Origin of the sequence: uncultured Dysgonomonas sp. (assembly GCF_900079725.1) — a bacterium.
In the GTDB taxonomy this organism is placed as follows: Bacteria; Bacteroidota; Bacteroidia; order Bacteroidales; family Dysgonomonadaceae; genus Dysgonomonas.
The window spans coordinates 1,741,895-1,760,883 of sequence record NZ_LT599032.1 but is presented as its reverse complement, the minus strand read 5'-3'; the positions used below and the strand labels follow the sequence as shown (position 1 = coordinate 1,760,883).

Below are 18,989 nucleotides of genomic sequence, written 5' to 3'. Positions count from 1 at the left end.
GTTAGAATTTAATTGTAGCACCTACATTGAAGGTGCGGTTCACCGGATAATTATAAAATAAAACACCTTGCTCATCATTATTATTGGATCCTCCTTTAGCACCCGGACGTTCAGGGTCGATGTTGTCCAGTCCTGTTATCGTCAATAGGTTATAGGCATTCAGATATACGCGAACGTTTTTGATACCCATTTTGCTAATCAAGGGTTTGGGTAGTGTATAGCCTACTTCCAATGTTTTCAGACGTATATACGAAGTATTTTTAATACCTGTGGTGCCTGAACCAAAAGGTCTGCCTGTGGCCGGATATAGCCCCTCTTCCCATTGGGTATTTGGATTCCATGGGTCATCTGTCGCATTAGCCGTATGCCAACGGTCCTGGTAGATATCCAGTATAGCACCCCCGAATGCACCTACTTCGGCAAATACTTCAGTATATTGATTGTATACACCTGCTGAGCCTTGCCAGTTCATCGAAATGTCTACACCCTTCCATGTAGCTCCCATGGTGATTCCATAATTGAATACCGGAAGGTTGTATGTGGCCACCGGATGTTCGTCCAGATGGTTGATTACTCCATCTCCATTCCAGTCTTCGTACCAGTAGTCGCCCGGTAGTGAACCCTGTCCGTAATTGCCTCCGGTGGTGTTGTGATAACGGATTTGATCGTAACTGCTGAAGCGTCCTCCTTCCACGTAGGTAGCCCAGATGTCTTTGTTACGACCCGATGTTTGCCACCGGCGCCAATTTTCCATAGAGTTTTGTGCCGGAGAATCAATCTTATAGTCCCAACGATTCTTTGTAGCCGAAATCTGTCCATTTACCCAATATGTAATGTCGCCTATCTTGTTATTATGTCCCAGGCTGATTTCCCATCCGAATGTTTCATCACTTTCGATATTTTCTAAAGGCATGGAAGCTCCTACCGTACCCGGAATAACGGATGTACTTCTTGCTAACAGTCCGTTCCGGCTACGTTTGAATACATCGAATGTTCCTGTCAATTTCGAGTTCCAGAGGTCGAAGTCAAGTCCAAAGTCCCAAGTGTCTATGGTGTACCATGTCAAGTCAGGATTGGGGATAGCCGTGGGCGTTAATCCGCCCATAAGAGCTCCGTTATAAATCCAACCGAGCTTTCTACCATTCAGTTCATAACCGACTACCGTAGGAGGATAATTGCCTGCGCCACCATCGTCACCCATTCGTCCGTAAGATCCACGCAGCTTAAGGTTGTTTAAGAATGGAATCCATTCTTTCATAAATGGTTCTTCACTGATGCGCCACCCTAGAGATGCGGTAGGGAAGAATCCCCAACGTGATCCGGACGGAAAACGTGATGATCCATCGTAACGGAAAGCAAAGTCTGCTATATAACGGCCTTTGTAGTCATAATTCGCCCTTCCTACCACAGCTTGACGAACTACATCCCAAATGCCGCCACCGTCGGAAAATGCGGTTTGGCCTTCGGCTTCACCGTAAATAAGGTATTCACCATCGAGAAGCATATCGCGCTGCCCGTAGAAGTTGTCATAGTTATTGTATTGCTCCTCGAACAGCACCATAGCGTTGATGTTGTGGTCACCGAATTTACGGGCATAGTTCAATGATAATTGCATTACTGTTCCATAAGCCGGATCGGTGCGGCGTCTCAGATAACTGTCAGCATTCTGAACAATAGGCTCTATAGCCCCATTACCCAACCGTTGATATAGATTATGGGTACGTTTGTATTCCGTATTATTTGTAGAATAATAATCGTAGCTATAGAATGCTTTTGCATTCAATCCTTCTACTCCAGGAATATCATAAGTCAACGCCAAAGAGCCGTTGAAGTTATTACGCTTTTCGCGGCGGAAACCGGCAAAATCACTGTTGGTTTGAGCTACAGGATTGTCCATATAACCTGCTACCGGCATTTGCTCGTTGAAAGCAGGCATACTATGATCGCCATCCAGCCATGCTTCGGCCGTTGGGCGATAGCTCCATGCTTTTTTGTACACTGTCCATATGTCGGTGAGCGGCTGGTTCTTTTCATCCATATAACCACTCAACTGCACAGAGGCTTTCAGACGCTTGGTAATTTGTGCATCAACGTTGCTACGGAAGTTCCAACGGTCGTAATTCAGAGAACCGCTTCTGTAGGCGCCTTCTTGTTTGATGTAGCCCAGATTGAAGAAATACTTCACTTTATCCGATCCTCCATCCATACTGATGTTGTATTGCGACTGCGGCACATTGTTCTTGAACAACTCATCGTTCCAGTTGGTACTTTTTTTGCGGCCTGTGCTGTATTCAAGCATTTCCTCCCATGTATATTGAGGAGTAGTGCGAATAGGATAGTTGCTGTTAAAATCGTTGTATCTTTTTTCGTTGGTAAGCAACATATGATCTGTTGCACTTGATGTTTCGGGTACATAGAGGAACTGTTGCCAGCCTAAATTGGCAGAAAACGTGATATCAAACTTACCGTTGGTGGAATCACCACGCTTGGTTGTAACCAGAATAACGCCATTGGCGGCACGAACACCATAAATAGCTGCCGTACCATCTTTCAGTACGGATACGCTTTCTATTTCATTGGCATCCATACGGGAAAAGTATCCTTTATCACGGGGAATTCCATCGACTACGATCAGAGGTTCGCCCATACCACGGATGTCAATTTTACTATCAAAATCGCCGGGAGCCGAACTATTCTGCGAGATGCGCACACCTGGTATTTTACCGGAAAGCATATTGACTACATTCTCATTCTTAGTAACAGCGATTTCTTTACTATTTATCGCCGAAACGGCACCTGTCAGTGTTACTTTCTTCTGTGTGCCATAGCCTACAACGACTACTTCTTCCAATTCCTTGCTGTTTTCCTGTAAGGTGATTTTCAGATCAGTTTTATCAGCTGTTACCACAACTGTCTGATAGCCAATGAATGAAATTGTCAGCTTTTCTTCTTTCGATGCCTCTATTTTGAAAGTACCGTCTAAGTCGGTCATTGTACCACGGGTAGCGTTTCCATTGACTGTTACAGTGGCTCCGATGACTGGTTCTTCTAGGGCGTCAACGACGATTCCCTGAACCATCCGGAGCTGCGCTGAAGCAGGCAATGCCACTAGGAGGCATAAAAACGCGACTGTAATGAACCTCCATGAGGCTGACGCGCTTTTTCCATATGTTTTTGAGTTACTATCTTTCATGATATAATTTTAAATTATTAATCGGAAATCATTCTTTTGTGTCAAGAGGGGAGGGTGTGAGTGTATCAACATACTTTTGCCACACCCTCGTTTCCTCTTTATCTGTTATTATAGAATAATTTATGATTGAGGTGCAGGCATTGTTGCACCTTCGGGAGCCAAGCGACGGTTGAAGAAGAACAAACCGAGTTGGTCTGCCGAACCGATTTTCTTCACACCATAGGCATATTCGTAACCAGCACCAATCCCAATACGGAATCCATAGCCTGAATAAGAGGCCGGAAGTGTAACCGAACCGTTTGTTGCATCGATAGTTATGCCAAAGTTAGTAACTGCAGGAGGATAGAATGTCGAAGGATTATTGATATATTCATCATATTGGCCCAACCAGAAATCATAACCATAACCACCGGCGCCGTCATATTCCTTACCATTTACATCTACATATTTTCCATTAGTTGTTGCTAATGCTTCGGGTACATAGATGGCAAAACCACGATAGAACCAATACAGGCCGCGGCAACCAGTTGCGTATTCCTTAGCAATGTTACCTAGTACTAATTTTGAACCGTCGTTGTAAACCAGAAGGTCATCGCCCTTCTTCACTTCGAAAGTAGCCCATTTGGCAAAGAATTCAGCAGCACCGCCATGAATAATCGTATAGTCTGTTTCGTAATTTGTAAATCCTTTTTGTATATTAATAGTCTGAGCACCCATAGCTAGACTTTTTTCGCGTCCACCCCATTCTGCTTCTGCCTCTTTAGTAAACTGACCAGAAAAATCAATACCTGCAAGCTCATCGTTAATAATAACGTAAATTTTTGCCTTCACTACGTCATTCGCTTTTATATTGAATAAGAATCCTTTCCGATCCGCATTGTCATTAAAACTTGTACCCAATCTTGTTTTCATAGCCCAAGCTCCATCTTGAGACAAATTTTTGTTAAGTGCATCCCATCTTTCCTGAGCTGAACCTCCGGGTTGCACACTTTTACCGGCTACAGAGAATACTGCATTGGCAGGAATTTCGTCAAATAAATCTTTGAAGTTGGTAACTTTCAGTAGATCAAGTCCATTGATGGTCATTTCACTGAAACCATTTTCAAGAGATTTGGGGTTGTAGGCCGCTTTTATTGTAAAACCTCCAATTTCTTCACTGTTGAAGGAGAAGTCGTCAGATACTTTTACCATAAAGTAGTTGGAACTGATAGCGGTACCGTTGAAGTTCATTTGGAGTGCCACAGCATATGTTTTACCCGCTTCTACTCCAAGAGCTTTAAGGTGTACTTTAATGAAATCGCCCTCAATAGTTGCATCACCGTCAACCTTGAACATGTCATTGCCACCTGCTTTCAGTTGGTGAGCTTCCGCAATGGCAAACGTAGCATTCGCCAAGTCACCGGAACTGATAGCCGGTGTAGCCAGGAAATTCACATTAGCACCAGTATTACCAATATTGACAATACCGTCGATAGTTTCAGGACTGTAGATTAATGAGTTTACGGCCGAACCAATAGGTAGTACATATTCAGTTCCATCCACAGTAATAATTATATTATTTTCATTTTTTTCTACAGTAATATTTGACCCGCCACTGGTACCCGGTTTAATTGTAATAACTTTTCCATCACTCAAAGTTAAAGTATAGGTGCCGTCTTTTTCTTCTACTTTTACGATAGTTGCACCGGTTGTCATTGCATTCGACAGTTGCTCTTTGAGATCAGCAATTGCCACTTCTAATACAGATACTCTTGATTTCAGGTCATCGACGTCGTCTCCACATGATGAGAAAATACCTGTTGAAAAAATCATGACTCCACATAGGAGCAAATTTAAAAATCGTTTGTTCATACATAAATAGGGATTAAATGGTTTATTCATAGATAAATAAGGATTAAGTGAAGTGATAACTTTAGTTGTGAGATCTTTATTTTTCATTTTTAGTAGTTTCTGAAAAACAAGATTTTATTAGCCCAAAACAGGCTGTTTTTTGCTTGTATTTTTCCCTGGAATTATTATTCATAAATTGTTGTTATAATCGTTTAGGTTCGAGGATTTATATATCAAATGGCTTAGGCTTATGTTGTCTTACACCTATGGTTATATAATATATACACGGATCCGGATCTTCTTAGATGATTGCTTTCTGTTCAAGAGGAATTTAATGTGTTTTTCATGTTTATATATTATTAATTTTAATAGGACTTGAGTGTTAGCAAATTTATATAACACATATTAATATTTTTCTAAAAATAACATTAACAGAGCCATTAAAATTTCTATAATTTAGGCTTTTAAACCTTTTATTCATAAGGGTTTCATTAATTCAGAAGATAACAAATGTTTTTGAATCCGGAAGTAAATTAAATAGTGAGAAATAGTAATTAAACCAGACACGGTATTTCATTAAAGTTTATTGATATTAATATATGTAAGTTTGTTAAGATTAGGTGTTCAAAATTTCTCTTCTATAGCTAATGACGAAATAAGTACGGATAATAAAGATATAATAAAATATTATGTTTGCGGCTTCTTGTATATTGGATAATATAGATTAGAGACGTTAAATAATCGGGGTGGATAACCTTTCGTCTTTGTCGAATGTTTATCCACCCTGATTATTTGTCTAAAAAAGTTTCTCTATGAATAGATCTCTCTTTTAATCAATTATATAATCATTCCCTGTTATTTCGAACTGAGTTTCTACAAGAGGTAATTTTTCCGCACTTGTTTTTGTAGGAGAAGTTCCTCCGATATATAGTTTGTTTTTTCCTTTAGTCATTTTCAATATACCATCTTCGTCTGCCAGGGCCATTTCTTTTGGCGAGAGTTTGAAGGTTACAATTTTACTTTCTCCCGCCTTCAGGGAAATTCTTTCGAAGCTCTTCAGTGCATATAACGGTAATTGTCTGTTTGTCCCGTTGTTGTCGTGGGATATATAGAGTTGGACGACTTCTTCTCCATCTGTCTTTCCTGTGTTTTTTACAGTAACGGAAACTTCCATATTTTCACCTGCTTTTATACTTGCAGGGGTTTGTATCGGGGAGTATTCAAACTTGGTATAACTTAATCCATAACCGAATGGATAAAGTACTTGTCCGTCAAAATAACGATAGGTTCTGTTCTTCATTTCATAAGAATTGAATGCAGGAAGGTCACTATCTTTTGCATAGAATGTCACAGGTAATTTTCCCGAAGGGTTATAATCCCCGAAAAGGACGTCGGCAATGGCTGTTCCCGCATCTTGTCCTCCATACCAGGCATTTAATATTGCAGGTACGTTTTGTGATTCCCATTCGGCGGCGATTGCACTTCCCGTCATCATAACAAAGACAGTCGGTATTCCTTCTGCTTTTAAAGCCTGCATCAGTTCTGTCTGTATTTTCGGCAGTTTTATGCTGGTACGGTCACCTCCCGTAAATCCTTCTATTTTGACAGGCATTTCTTCACCTTCCAGTTCCGGAGATATACCTCCTGCAAATATAACTACGTCCATTCCTTTCAAACGTTTGGCCAGAGCTGAGATTTCTTCTTTGCTGTTTTCCGAAGGTTTTACAAAGTCAATGCCCTTTTCGTAAGTCACCTCTGCATTTTTCAGCTTGTTCTTAATCGCTTTGTAAGGAGTTGTTATCTGGGTAGGGAAGCCATTGTAGTTGCCCAAGACTGATACTTCATTATCTGCATTAGGTCCGATGACAGCTACTTTCTTCAACTTCTTACTTAGCGGCAGAAAGCTATTCTCATTCTTTAATAATACGATTGATTCTCTGGTTATTTTAAGGGCTAAATCCTTATGAGGTTGTGATTCCAGTACCGAAAGTGGAATTTTTGAAAATTTTACATCTTCTGCGGGATCGAACATCCCCAGTCTGAAACGTATTTCGAATAGGCGCTTTAAAGATATATCTATTTGTTCCTCTGTAATTAGCCCGGTTTTCACGGCATCTACAAGGGCTTTGTAAGCTTCGTTTCCACAGTCGATGTCAGTTCCGCTGTATACAGCGTCGGCAGCAGCGTATTTAGCCTCAGGGTGTGTTTTATGATGACGGTAAAAATCGTCGATAGCACCGCAATCGGATGTTACATATCCTGTAAAGCCCCATTTGTCTCTCAATATTTCCTGCATTAGCAGATTGTTTTCGCAACAAGGTTCTCCGCTATAAGCATTATATGCGCACATCACACCTGCAACTTTGGCATCTACAACCAAATCGCGGAATGCCGGAAGGTACGTATCCCACAAGTCGAATGTGGTTACAAATGTGTTAAATGTATGACGAGTATTCTCCGGACCACTGTGTACAGCATAATGTTTAGCGCAGGCGGCTGCTTTTAGATATTTGGAATCGTCACCTTGCAGTCCGGCGACAAATGATTTGCCTAAAGCCCCTGTCAGGTAAGGGTCTTCGCCATATGTCTCTTGTCCGCGTCCCCAGCGTGGGTCACGGAATATATTTACATTGGGTGTCCAATATGTCAGACCATGGTATATAGAATAGTTCCCTTTTGCCGAAGCATCATTGTATATTGCACGCCCTTCGTCAGAAATAGCATTTGCTACATCTTTTAGTAATCTGGTATCCCATGCAGCAGCCATTCCTATAGCTTGGGGAAAAACAGTAACTTTGTATTCTGTGCGGCCAATGCCGTGCAAGCATTCGTTCCACCAATTATAAGCCGGGATATTAAGTCGTTCTATAGGCGGGGTATTGTTGAGCATTTGCAATACCTTTTCTTCTAAAGTCAGACGGGATACCAGATCAGATACCCGTTTGTCTGTAGATAGTTTTGTATCCCGGAAAGGATACAACTGGCCGAATATCAGATTGCCCGAAAATGCGAAAAGAATGAGAAGCAAGAGTGCCTTAGTTTTCATGATAAAGATTTTTTAGGATATTTATTAAATACAAAATAAAGCAAAAGGCATTAATAAAAGTTGAAATCAAACATTAATGTACCGGTTAAAATAAGATTAATATTCTTTATTTTAAAAGAATGAGACTAAAAATAGATGATTTATCGGAAAACTAAAATCTTTTAGTTGGAATAAAAAAAGAAATAGATTATTTTTACAATCGTTAGCTTCTGTTACGACTTTTAAAAATACAATTTATCTTCTACAAAAATCTAAATGAAAAAACTCTTCTCTACTATTTTATTTCTCTTTTTGTCAGTATTAATCAATGCTGCACAACCTGATAGTATAGATTATGGTTTATATATAAAGTCATTCCCGTTCAATGATCAGGAAAAAACATCACTGATACTGGAGAATAACCAACCGATCAGGCTGCACAATGAGACAACCATGACATTTGATATGAGCGTGCGCAAAGACAATGTGTTTGGGGTCGTGTTCAGGATGATTACCGATAAGAAAGAAAATATAGACTTGTTATTTACAGTGGGTGAGGGAGATAAACGATATCCGATGCTTGTGGTAAATGAATCTGTCTATATGATTTCCAAAGAAATAATCTGCGATGAATGGCTACCGGTAAGTATAACGTTATCGTCAGAGAAAAATGAAATCACTGTATTGTATGGGGAGACTAAGTTATCTGTCCCTTACCAGATATCACATGCCAATGAGGTGAAAGTCTCTTTTGGTCTATGTCCATTTGAAGGATATATGTTATATGATATAGCATCGGTGAATATCCGGGATGTAAAAATATTCAATGGTAAAAATCTGCAGAGGCACTGGAAATTGGAGAAACACGATGAAAAACACAGTCCCGACTCTGTAGCCCAGGTACCGGCAGTAGTTACAAATCCACGATGGATAATCGATATTTATGCAACTTGGGAAAAGATCTATTCGAAGCATATTAAAGAGAATTCACTGTTTGCCTTCAATCCGAATCAGGGGATAATTTATATTGCTTCCCCCGATTCTAAAGAGCTTATCACTTTCGATGCCGATAAAAGGAAAGAAAATGTAATAGCTGTGAAAAGCGGAATAATAGCTGCCAATGCCCCTAATCAGTTATTCTACAACCCTGTTTCGAACAAGCTGTTATCCTATAATCTCGACGAGAACATAGTATCCGTATTCAATCCGGTTTCCGAATCGTGGGAAAATAATACAAAATCGCTTCTGGAACATGCCTATTGGAATAACTCAGTTTCTTTTTCGCCTTCCGATTCTTCATTGGTGTCTTTTGGAGGTTATGGCTTTTATAAATATAACAATGAATTACTCCGTTTAGACCCAAGCCGGAAATCTATAAAAAAGTCTACTTTGCCCGATATTTCCCCCCGGCATTCTTCCTCAACCGTTATTGTAAACAATACTTTGTATATCTATGGAGGATGGGGTAATAAAACAGGGCGCCAGGAATTATCTCCCCGCAATTATTACGACTTTTATTCGGTTAATCTCCTGACAGAACAGACAAATAAACTGTGGGAAATGGAGACTCCGGCACCCGAGTTGGAATTTCTTCCGGGTGAGAATATGATTTATGATGAAAAAGAAGATTGTTTTTATGTATTTACAAGCCAGAATGGCGGCACATTAATGAGGCTTAAGAAAGATGTTGCCGGCTTTGAGGCTATGTCTTTTCCTATACACGAAGATCTCACGGCTCACTATTTATATATGAAGCTATATTATTCCAAGGCCGATAATAAATTTTATGTATTGATAAATAAAATAAAAACAGATAAGTCAGCCGAAGTTGCGATCTATTCACTTAATTATCCGCCAATCGCTCTAAGCGAGATACAGGTTACTCAGCCAATAGAGGAGCCGGCTTCGCCATCTTCCATGTGGATGATTGTAGTAATAGCTCTGGGGCTTATATTTGTGCTTATTCTTCCGATCTATTTTTTAATTAGAAGTGGAACATTTAAAAGAAAAACCGGAAAAAAGATAATGGCTCCATCTCAGCGAATTATAGTACCTGCTGTAAGTGAGGCAAAAGCGAAGGAGCCTGAAGTTCAGTATTATGATTTCTCCCGACGATCGGTTTGTTTTCTTGGAGGCTTTCTGGTAATGGATAAAAATGGGCAGAATATAACAGGCCAGTTTACGCCGATGCTGAAATACCTGTTGGTGTTGCTCATTCTTAGTACAGAGAGGGATGAAAAAGGTATATCGGGGAAGAAGCTGATTCAGTTGCTTTGGTTCGATAAGAATGAAGAGTCTGCTAAGAACAACAGAAACGTCTATCTTAGTAAATTGCGTGCAATACTCGAAAATGTAGGGAATGCAGAGATTATAAACCAAAACGGCTTTTGGAGTATAAAATTGAATGAAGGTATCATGTGTGATTATACAGAGGCCATGCGGTTATTTGGTATAATAAAAGAAAATGCTTCACCCGATCAGACGAATATAGACAGGCTGCTCGAACTATTGCTTAGGGGAGTATTGTTACCAAACACAGAAGCTGACTGGGTAGACGGATTCAAAAGTGATTTTTCTAATATGACGATAGATATATTGACGGAACTATCACAGAGCAATTATTATAAGCTCACTGATGACCTGAAACTTAAGATTGCCGATACTTTATTCCTCCACGATTATATAAATGAAGAAGCGTTATACCTCAAATGCTCTATATTGTTCAATTCGGGTAAGAAAGGAATTGCGAAAAGCATTTATGACAATTTCTGTAAAGAATACTATAATCTGCTGGGCTCGAAATATAAGTACTCCCTTACCGATGTGATAAGCCGGAACAATATCGAAGATTGAGTCTCCTTTTCCTTCTTAATTGAAAATAATTTTATCTATATGTTAGCTGACAGCTTTTAGCGGTTGGCTGATAGGTCTTTGATATTACTGATAGTTAAAATAGAGATATCTGAAAAACTGAAAAAAAGTGTCAGATTTGTCAAGTTTTTATAAAATAGCGACCAGTAGCGGGGGCGAAAATTGACAGATTAGAAAATGCGCAAAAAGTGTCAAGTTTGTCAGGTTTTACTCTAAATAAAATACCAGGTTCTATTTTAATATTATATTAATACGTTTTTAACTCTCCTGTTAATACCCCTGGCTTTATTTTGTCCCGGGAAATAACCAATACTTAAAATAACACCATGAGAAAGAGATTCGGATTATTCATGTTTTTGGCGCTGAGCATCCTTACCGTTCAGGCCGGTGATATCAAATTACAGTATAAACGTCCCGCAAAAGAATGGGTAGAAGCCTTTCCTTTAGGAAACTCACGGTTGGGAGCGATGGTTTTTGGCAGCCCGGCCCGGGAGCGCCTGCAACTGAACGAAGAAACAATGTGGGGCGGAGGCCCGCACCGGAACGATAGCCCCGCTTTGCTGGGTTCGTTGGATGAAGTAAGGAATCTTATTTTTGCAGGGAAAGAAAAGCAGGCAGAGGCATTACTGGACAAAACGATGCGGACGCCTCACAACGGCATGCCGTATCAGACAATCGGAAACTTGTATCTTGACTTCGCCGGACATGACAATTTCTCGGATTACTCACGCAATCTGGATTTAAAAACGGCGGTAGCAACTACCCGGTACGCTGTAGATGGTGTAACATATACCCGTGAAGTTTTCACTTCGTTTGCCGATAATGTGATTATCATGCGTATTACGGCAGATAAGGAGAACAGTATCAACTTCTCCGCGTCATATGATTCTCCGGTGAAAGGTTATGCCATATCGGCAAAGGGCAACAGGCTGGTGCTGAAAGGTACAGGCTCTGATCATGAAGGCGTAAAGGGTGTGGTAAGATTCGAAAATCAGACTGAAATACAAACAGAAGGCGGAACGGTAAAAGCCGGAAAAGATAATATCGTTGTGAAAAATGCAAATACAGCGACAATATACATATCCATCGCGACCAATTTTATAGACTATAAGAATGTAAGCGGTAACGAGACCAGAAAAGCAGGAGCAATATTGAAGTCCGCGCTGGCTAAACCGTATCAGACTGCGCTGAACGACCATATAAAGTATTATCAGAATCAGTTTAACCGGGTTGAGCTGGATCTGGGTACTTCCGAAAGAATGAACGACGAAACCGATAGCCGTGTGCGGAACTTTAAGGATGGTAAAGACCAAAACCTTGTTACACTGCTTTTCCAGTTTGGACGCTATTTGCTTATCAGTTCGTCACAACCGGGAGGTCAGCCTTCGACATTGCAGGGTATATGGAACGATCAGCTTGTACCACCCTGGGATAGCAAGTACACTATCAATATCAATACCGAGATGAATTACTGGCCTGCCGAGGTGACCAATCTTAGCGAAACACATTTTCCGTTGTTCGGAATGGTGAAAGAAATAGCCGAAACGGGGAAAGAGACAGCAAAAGTAATGTACAATGCCAACGGATGGGTTACGCATCACAATACGGACATCTGGCGTACGACCGGACCTGTAGACGGTGCTTTTTACGGGATGTGGCCTAACGGCGGGGCATGGCTTAGCCGGCATATGTGGCAGCATTACCTATATACAGGCGATAAGACATTCCTGAGCGAAGTGTATCCTGTACTGAAAGGTGCGGCTGATTTCTTTCTGGATTTTCTTGTAGAGCATCCGAAATATAAATGGATGGTATCGGCTCCTTCCTCTTCGCCCGAACAAGGCCCTCCGGGAACGGGGACAAGCATCACGGCCGGGTCTACGATGGACAACCAGATAGTATTTGATGTACTGAGTGATGCATTGAACGCATCCAGGGCTTTGCAACTGGCCGATAATGCATATGAAAGAAGACTGGAAGATATGATTTCGCGTCTTGCCCCTATGCAGATAGGCAAATACAATCAGTTACAGGAGTGGCTCGATGACGTAGACGACCCAAAGAATGACCATCGCCATGTGTCGCATCTGTATGGGTTGTATCCGAGCAACCAGATATCTCCTTATTCGCATCCTGCATTGTTTCAGGCAGCAAAGAATTCGTTGCTTTACCGTGGCGATATGGCTACGGGGTGGTCGATAGGCTGGAAAATAAACTTCTGGGCACGCCTTCTGGATGGAAACCATACATATAAGATTATATCCAATATGTTATCGCTTGTAGAACCGGGGAATAACGACGGGCGTACATATCCGAACCTGTTCGACGCGCACCCGCCTTTCCAGATCGACGGTAATTTCGGGTTCACTGCCGGAGTGGCCGAAATGTTATTGCAAAGCCACGATGGAGCGCTCCATCTGCTTCCTGCCCTGCCCGATGCATGGAAAAAGGGCGCAGTGAAAGGGCTGATGGCTCGCGGCGGTTTCGAAGTTTCTATGGAGTGGGACAACGGGGAACTTCTGACTGTTTCGGTATTATCTAAATTGGGCGGGAATATGCGCCTGCGTTCTTACGTGCCATTGACAGGTGCGGGACTGTCGGAGGCTAAGGGAGTAAATCCAAACCCGCTGTACGGAACTGCACAAATAAAGGAACCTCTGGTCTCCAAAGAGATAAATGCTCAGTATCCGTTGCTGTATAAGATATATGAGTATGACGTGGATACACGGCAAGGGCAGGCATATACATTTAAGAGAGGCCTGAAATAGGAACTAAAACATTAAAATTTAAGCAGTTATTTAATCATATAAAACTAAAATATAATGAATCAGCGAATTATTCTGTCTGTGATAATCTTATCCTGTCTTTTTATGACTAAGATTACTGCTCAGACATACAAACACTCAGTTAAGACACAGTATCCAAGCTATAAAGGACTGATTATGGCAGGTTATCAGGGATGGTTCAGGGCGCCGGCCGATGGAGTGATGTATCCCGATGAAAAACAAGTCCGCATAGATATGTGGCCGGATGTGAGCGAGTATGAAAAGACATATCCTACGGGATTGAAGCACGCGGACGGTTCCACAGCCCGCTTTTTCAGTTCTACGGACAAGAGCACAATAGATTTGCATTTCAAATGGATGCAGGAATATGGTGTAGACGGTGTGTTTATGCAGCGTTTCTTCGGTTCTGCTCAGGCAAAAGCCAGGAAGGAAGCTCCGACCGCTGTAATCAGAAACGCGTTTGAGGCTGCGTCTAAATATCAGCGTGCGATAGCTGTTATGTATGATTTGTCGGGACTGAAAAGATCGGGAGAAGATTGTTCCAGCCTGATAGAGGACTGGAAGTACCTTGTAGATTCCATAAGGGTGACAAACCAGAAAGGAAATCAGACATATTTATTTTTCAACGGGAAACCTCTTGTCGCCATTTGGGGTATCGGGTTCCCTGACAGACCTTATAATATCCGTAATATAGGCATAGAACGTTTCATCGACTTCCTGAAAAACGATCCGGAATATGGCGGATGCAGCGTTATGCTGGGGGTACCTACATTTTGGCGTGAACTGACTGCCGATTGTATACCGGACCCCTATTTACATACGATAATCAAACAGGCCGACATCGTTCTTCCTTGGACTGTCCAGCGCTTTACACCGCTTTTGCATAACGATATGGACCGTTTCCGCGACCTGATAATAGGTGATATGGAGTGGTGTAAAAATAACAATATCGATTATGTGCCTTGTGTGACTCCGGGATTCAGTTGGCATAATCTCAGCCGCTTTGAGTTTCCCGATGATATAAAGCCCTCCGGGTCTATACCACGCCAAGGGGGACGTTTTTATTGGCAGCAGATATCTACTGCTATCAATGCGGGCGCCGGTATGATCTATGCGGCTATGTTCGATGAGGTAAATGAAGGGACGGCAATATTCAAATGCAGCGACAACCCTCCGGTAAGTGATATCGCTAAGTTCGTAGGGTTGGACGGAGTACCATCCGATCATTATCTCTGGCTTACAGGGGAAGCGTCTAAAATGCTGAAAAGACAAAAGCCATTGAGTATCCCGATGCCGAAAAGGGATTCCCGGTAGTAGGTTTGCTTAAATGTGCTCAGTATCTATGCTTTAAATAGCCTGAGGAAATCTTCCTTATAGCTGGATGATATTTCAATCTCCGTGCCATCTTCCAGAGTCACATATCCGCCGGAGTTTTTGTGGTATGACTTTACAAAGTTGAAGTTTATGATGTGTGACTTATGAATGCGGATGAAAGGGTAGGGCAGTATCTCGCTGAAATGCTTGAGGAACCTGCAAACCATCTTCTTACTCTTATCTTTCAGGTAGATATCGGTGAAGTTTCCGTTACCTTGTAGGCGGATGATATCCTCCATCTTCACTACTTCAAAGCCTTCGAGAGTAGGGAGTATGACCTGCTGTTTTTCCGGCTTGGTTTCGCGGAAGTTCTCTATCAGTATTTTGTTGCGGTTGAAGACTTCCTTATTGATAATGTGTTGTTGAACTTTATTTACGGCCAATATTAGTTCCTCTATGCTTACAGGTTTCAGGAGATAGTATGCCGCGCTCTGATTCAAAGCCCGCAAAGAGTATTCAGAAAAAGCTGTCACGAATATCGTCTCAAAGTAAAGGTCTTTACAGCCTTCAAGTACATCGAAGGCATTACCGAACGGCATTTCCACATCGAGGAATACAAGCTGCGGTTCTAGATCGTGAAGAAGTGGTATGGCATCCTTGCAATTATGCGCTTCGCCTATAAACTCTATTTGCGGACAGTATTTTGCCAGATAGTTTTTCAGGGCTTCCCGTGCGGCGGGCTCGTCCTCTACTATTACGCTCTTTATTTTTTGTAGTGTGTTCATAGGTTCTTATTCATTAATGGGAATTGTAGTATGACTATCACTCCGCTCTCTTCGCCTTCTTTTTCGGTGATGGAAATTGATATGTCGGTATGGTACAGGCTATTCAGCAGATTTATGCGCTCCTGAGTATTGTTCAGTCCGCGCGAACGGTGTTCTTTCTGATGCTTGGTTTTCAACTCGAGGCTTTTTGCAAGGCCAATGCCGTTGTCTTCGATTATTACTGTCAGATGATTATTGTCGGTCTTAACGGTAAGTGTGAGCAGCCCCATACTATCCTTGTAGCGTAGCCCGTGCCAGATGGCATTTTCTAATTGAGGCTGTATCAGCATATTGGGAATAAACAGGGAATCGGCATCCAGCAAATTGTCTATCTCTATCTTATAGGCAAACTTGTCGTGAAAGCGCATGTATTCCAGATCGAGGTACTCCTTCATCTGCTCCATTTCGGTAGCCAACGGAATGAAGTCCTTGTTTGAGGTTTCCATGATATTGCGCATCAGCTTGGAGTAGGAAGACAGGTATTTGTTGGCTTCCAATTCGTTATTTTGCGCTATGAACTGGTTCACACTATTTAGGCTGTTGAAAATGAAGTGGGGGTTCATTTCCCTGCGCAGCGATTGCAAGGCTATTCGCTTATTCTTCTTCTTGATAGAATAGAGAGCTTTGGCTATAAAGACGAGTGATGTGAGTATCAGAACAATGGCTGTGAGTAGTACATAGTTGAACTTATTGGTTCTGGATATCAGTTCGTCTTTCAGCGCACGCTCTTTTTCCAGCCGGAGTATTTTCTCTTCCTGTACCTGAAAGAATTTTTCGTCTATCAGCGTACTGTCGTTCTTTACAAGTCCTTCGAGCTTCTTCATGAAGTCGGAATAAGCATCCAGGGCTTTCTGGGGTTGACGCATCCTCTGATATTGTTCTACGAGCAATTCAAGGCTGTTTTTGGCCTCTATGGTCTGTCCGTTATCTATGGCGAGGCTATATGCTTGTTGCAGGGCAGATACACCCTCGGTCAGTTTATTCGCTTCTATGTAATTTTCCGACAAGGCTTGCAGTTGCTTGATTTCGGCTTTAGGATTATTCGTTTCTTTGGCTTCTGCTACCAGATTCTTATTTATCTCTATTGCTTTTCCTATCTGATTGTTGGCAGCATAAGTGCTGGCTATATCTTGTCGTATTTGCATGGATGCCTCCGGCTGGTTCTGGACTGTGACTAACGCCTTCTCGAGATTCTTAATTGCTTCGGGAGCATTGTCCATATCTTTGTTCACCTGTGCCATTTGCCGGTAAGCGAGTGCTTGATCCTCTTTACTATCCAGTTCTTCGGCCAGTTGTATATTTTGTTGTATATATCCCGATTGTACAGCCGGATTGTTGTAGTTTTGAACACGATACATATCATTAGTATTGATTTGCTGCATCTTCTTATTGGATGTGTTTGTCTGTGCCGAACTAAAGTTGAGAAAGGCATCATGCCTCTTATCCTGTGCTTCTTGAACTATTGCCAGTTCCCGTTCCACAGCCGCCAGTTTCTCCTTTTCTCTACGGATCTGGTATATTCGTTTAGCTCTTGTCAGATAATCTTCGGCCTTTGCATATTCTCCTTTTCCGGACAGTTCTTTTGCCAGTTTCTCATAGCTTTCGGCCACTTCCATATCGGACTTACCTTCTTCTATGGCTTTGGAGACCTCCTGTATCCGCATATTCTCTCTCGATTTCTTGGATGCGCTCTTCGGCTGCTGCGCCCAACCCGGTGATGAAATCAGGATAAGAAGGAGTATAAGTATATATCTGATATGCATAAGCTGTTGTGTTTGATTGAGATTGTAAAGTAAATACTTTTAAAACATTTATACCTTATAGTTCACCAATTCAAAATGACCGTTCACCCATTTTGTAGCGATTGTTAATTCTTATCATAATACTTTTGAGCAAAGAAACCAATTAAAACACAATGATATGAAAAAGTTTGTACTATTAAGCTCAGTGTTATTTGCTTTTATAGCAATGACTGTTGGCTGTTCCGCCGCAACAGCCGAAAATAGGGGAAAAGAGCAGAACATGGAATTGTCTGTATCTGCAACTGATAATGAAATGAATGGGGGGACGAAAATACAGGTTGCTATTCTGCTCGATACGTCGAGCAGTATGGACGGGCTGATTGAACAGGCCAAGTCTCGTTTATGGAACATAGTGAATACACTTACCACACTGCGGTATGAGGGGAAAGCTCCCCGTATAGAAATTGCTTTGTATGAATATGGGAATGACGGTATACGCACGAGCGATTATATCCGGCAGGTAACACCTCTGACTACCGATCTCGATCTGATTTCTCAAAAACTATTCGCACTGACTACCTATGGAGGAGACGAATATTGCGGGGCAGTTATAAATAAAGCCGTAGAAGCACTGGATTGGGGAAAAAACTCATCGGATATGAAGCTTATTTATATCGCTGGTAATGAACCGTTCACACAGGGGCGTATTTCTTATAAAACGTCTATAGATCGTGCTTTGGGCAAAGATATATTTGTGAATACAATACATTGTGGCAACCACAGTTCGGGCGTTAGTGGCATGTGGCGTGATGCAGCAATAAGAGGAAAGGGAAAGTTTTTCAATATCGATCACAATGCGAGAGTGCGCTATTACGATACTCCTTACGATGACAGGATAAGTATTTGTAACGACCGGCTGAATGCTACTTATTTGGGCTACGGACACCTTGGTTTTGCACGGAAAGAGATGCAGGCTGTTCAGGATGTGAATGCGAAATCTATATCGAGAGCTAATATGGCAGAGCGGGCTGTAAGCAAGTCGGCTAGCGTTTACAAGAATAGTGACTGGGATTTGGTAGACAGGGTGAAAGACGATAAAGAAGCCTTGAATAATATTAGGCAATCTGAATTGCCGAAAGAATTGCAGAACAAATCGAAGATTGAAATTCAAAAGGTAATAACCGAAAAAGAAGCTGAAAGAGCAGCTATACAGAAAGAAATAAACGAGCTGGCAAAAAAACGTCAGGACTATATAGACAAGCAGTTGAAAAATGACAATGCTAGCGACGATCTTGGCAAGGCTATAAATGAATCCGTTCTTGCATTTGCCAATCAGAAGGGTTATACTATCAGTAAGTAATGATCTACGGGCCTTGTACCGGAGCAAAACTATGCCAATACAAA

The 18,989-nt window shown here is 41.7% G+C and carries 9 protein-coding genes; 4 read left to right on the top strand and 5 right to left on the bottom strand.

Annotated elements, in window-relative coordinates:
• Nucleotide 1: 1 nt before the first annotated feature.
• The 3 genes from QZL88_RS07650 to QZL88_RS07640 form a co-directional block, all read right to left on the bottom strand.
• A complete protein-coding gene (locus QZL88_RS07650) occupies nucleotides 2-3,193 on the bottom strand; it encodes a TonB-dependent receptor (protein ID WP_296939809.1) in 3,192 nt (1,063 codons plus the stop codon).
• Nucleotides 3,194-3,313: 120 nt separating this feature from the next.
• Nucleotides 3,314-5,131 (bottom strand): PL29 family lyase N-terminal domain-containing protein, encoded by a 1,818-nt coding sequence (locus QZL88_RS07645; protein WP_296939807.1) that lies wholly within the window; start codon nucleotides 5,129-5,131, stop codon nucleotides 3,314-3,316.
• 721 nt (nucleotides 5,132-5,852) lie between these two features.
• On the bottom strand, nucleotides 5,853-8,069 hold the full coding sequence (locus QZL88_RS07640; RefSeq protein WP_296939805.1) for a glycoside hydrolase family 3 C-terminal domain-containing protein: 2,217 nt from the start codon (nucleotides 8,067-8,069) through the stop codon (nucleotides 5,853-5,855).
• 255 nt (nucleotides 8,070-8,324) lie between these two features.
• On the opposite strand from QZL88_RS07640, the gene QZL88_RS07635 reads away from it, so the two are divergent.
• The 3 genes from QZL88_RS07635 (at nucleotide 8,325) to QZL88_RS07625 (ending at nucleotide 15,019) form a co-directional block, all read left to right on the top strand.
• Entirely contained in the window at nucleotides 8,325-10,901 is a 2,577-nt protein-coding gene (locus QZL88_RS07635) for a hypothetical protein (RefSeq protein WP_296939803.1), read from the top strand.
• Nucleotides 10,902-11,245: 344 nt separating this feature from the next.
• Nucleotides 11,246-13,687: a glycoside hydrolase family 95 protein gene (locus tag QZL88_RS07630; RefSeq protein WP_296939801.1), complete on the top strand. Its 2,442-nt coding sequence runs from the start codon at nucleotides 11,246-11,248 to the stop codon at nucleotides 13,685-13,687.
• 102 nt (nucleotides 13,688-13,789) lie between these two features.
• On the top strand, nucleotides 13,790-15,019 hold the full coding sequence (locus QZL88_RS07625; RefSeq protein WP_296939797.1) for a glycoside hydrolase family 71/99-like protein: 1,230 nt from the start codon (nucleotides 13,790-13,792) through the stop codon (nucleotides 15,017-15,019).
• Between the two features lie 26 nt (nucleotides 15,020-15,045).
• On the opposite strand, the gene QZL88_RS07620 is transcribed toward QZL88_RS07625, so the two are convergent.
• Both QZL88_RS07620 and QZL88_RS07615 read right to left on the bottom strand, forming a co-directional pair.
• Nucleotides 15,046-15,804 (bottom strand): LytTR family DNA-binding domain-containing protein, encoded by a 759-nt coding sequence (locus QZL88_RS07620; protein ID WP_296939795.1) that lies wholly within the window; start codon nucleotides 15,802-15,804, stop codon nucleotides 15,046-15,048.
• Nucleotides 15,801-17,606 carry a histidine kinase gene (locus QZL88_RS07615; RefSeq protein ID WP_296939793.1) on the bottom strand — a complete coding sequence of 602 codons (1,806 nt, stop codon included), beginning with the start codon at nucleotides 17,604-17,606 and terminating at the stop codon, nucleotides 15,801-15,803. Before QZL88_RS07615 ends, QZL88_RS07620 begins: the two co-directional genes overlap by 4 nt.
• A 157-nt stretch (nucleotides 17,607-17,763) precedes the next feature.
• Between QZL88_RS07615 and QZL88_RS07610 the strand changes: the two genes are divergently transcribed.
• Nucleotides 17,764-18,945, top strand: a complete 1,182-nt coding sequence (locus tag QZL88_RS07610; protein WP_296939791.1) for a vWA domain-containing protein — start codon at nucleotides 17,764-17,766, stop codon at nucleotides 18,943-18,945.
• Nucleotides 18,946-18,989 lie beyond the last annotated feature (44 nt).

Coding starts and splice junctions, on each gene's coding strand:
- QZL88_RS07650 (WP_296939809.1), bottom strand. CDS start 3,193: ATGAAAGATAGTAACTCAAAAACATATGGAAAAAGCGCGTCAGCCTCA.
- QZL88_RS07645 (WP_296939807.1), bottom strand. CDS start 5,131: ATGAAAAATAAAGATCTCACAACTAAAGTTATCACTTCACTTAATCCT.
- QZL88_RS07640 (WP_296939805.1), bottom strand. CDS start 8,069: ATGAAAACTAAGGCACTCTTGCTTCTCATTCTTTTCGCATTTTCGGGC.
- QZL88_RS07635 (WP_296939803.1), top strand. CDS start 8,325: ATGAAAAAACTCTTCTCTACTATTTTATTTCTCTTTTTGTCAGTATTA.
- QZL88_RS07630 (WP_296939801.1), top strand. CDS start 11,246: ATGAGAAAGAGATTCGGATTATTCATGTTTTTGGCGCTGAGCATCCTT.
- QZL88_RS07625 (WP_296939797.1), top strand. CDS start 13,790: ATGACTAAGATTACTGCTCAGACATACAAACACTCAGTTAAGACACAG.
- QZL88_RS07620 (WP_296939795.1), bottom strand. CDS start 15,804: ATGAACACACTACAAAAAATAAAGAGCGTAATAGTAGAGGACGAGCCC.
- QZL88_RS07615 (WP_296939793.1), bottom strand. CDS start 17,606: ATGCATATCAGATATATACTTATACTCCTTCTTATCCTGATTTCATCA.
- QZL88_RS07610 (WP_296939791.1), top strand. CDS start 17,764: ATGAAAAAGTTTGTACTATTAAGCTCAGTGTTATTTGCTTTTATAGCA.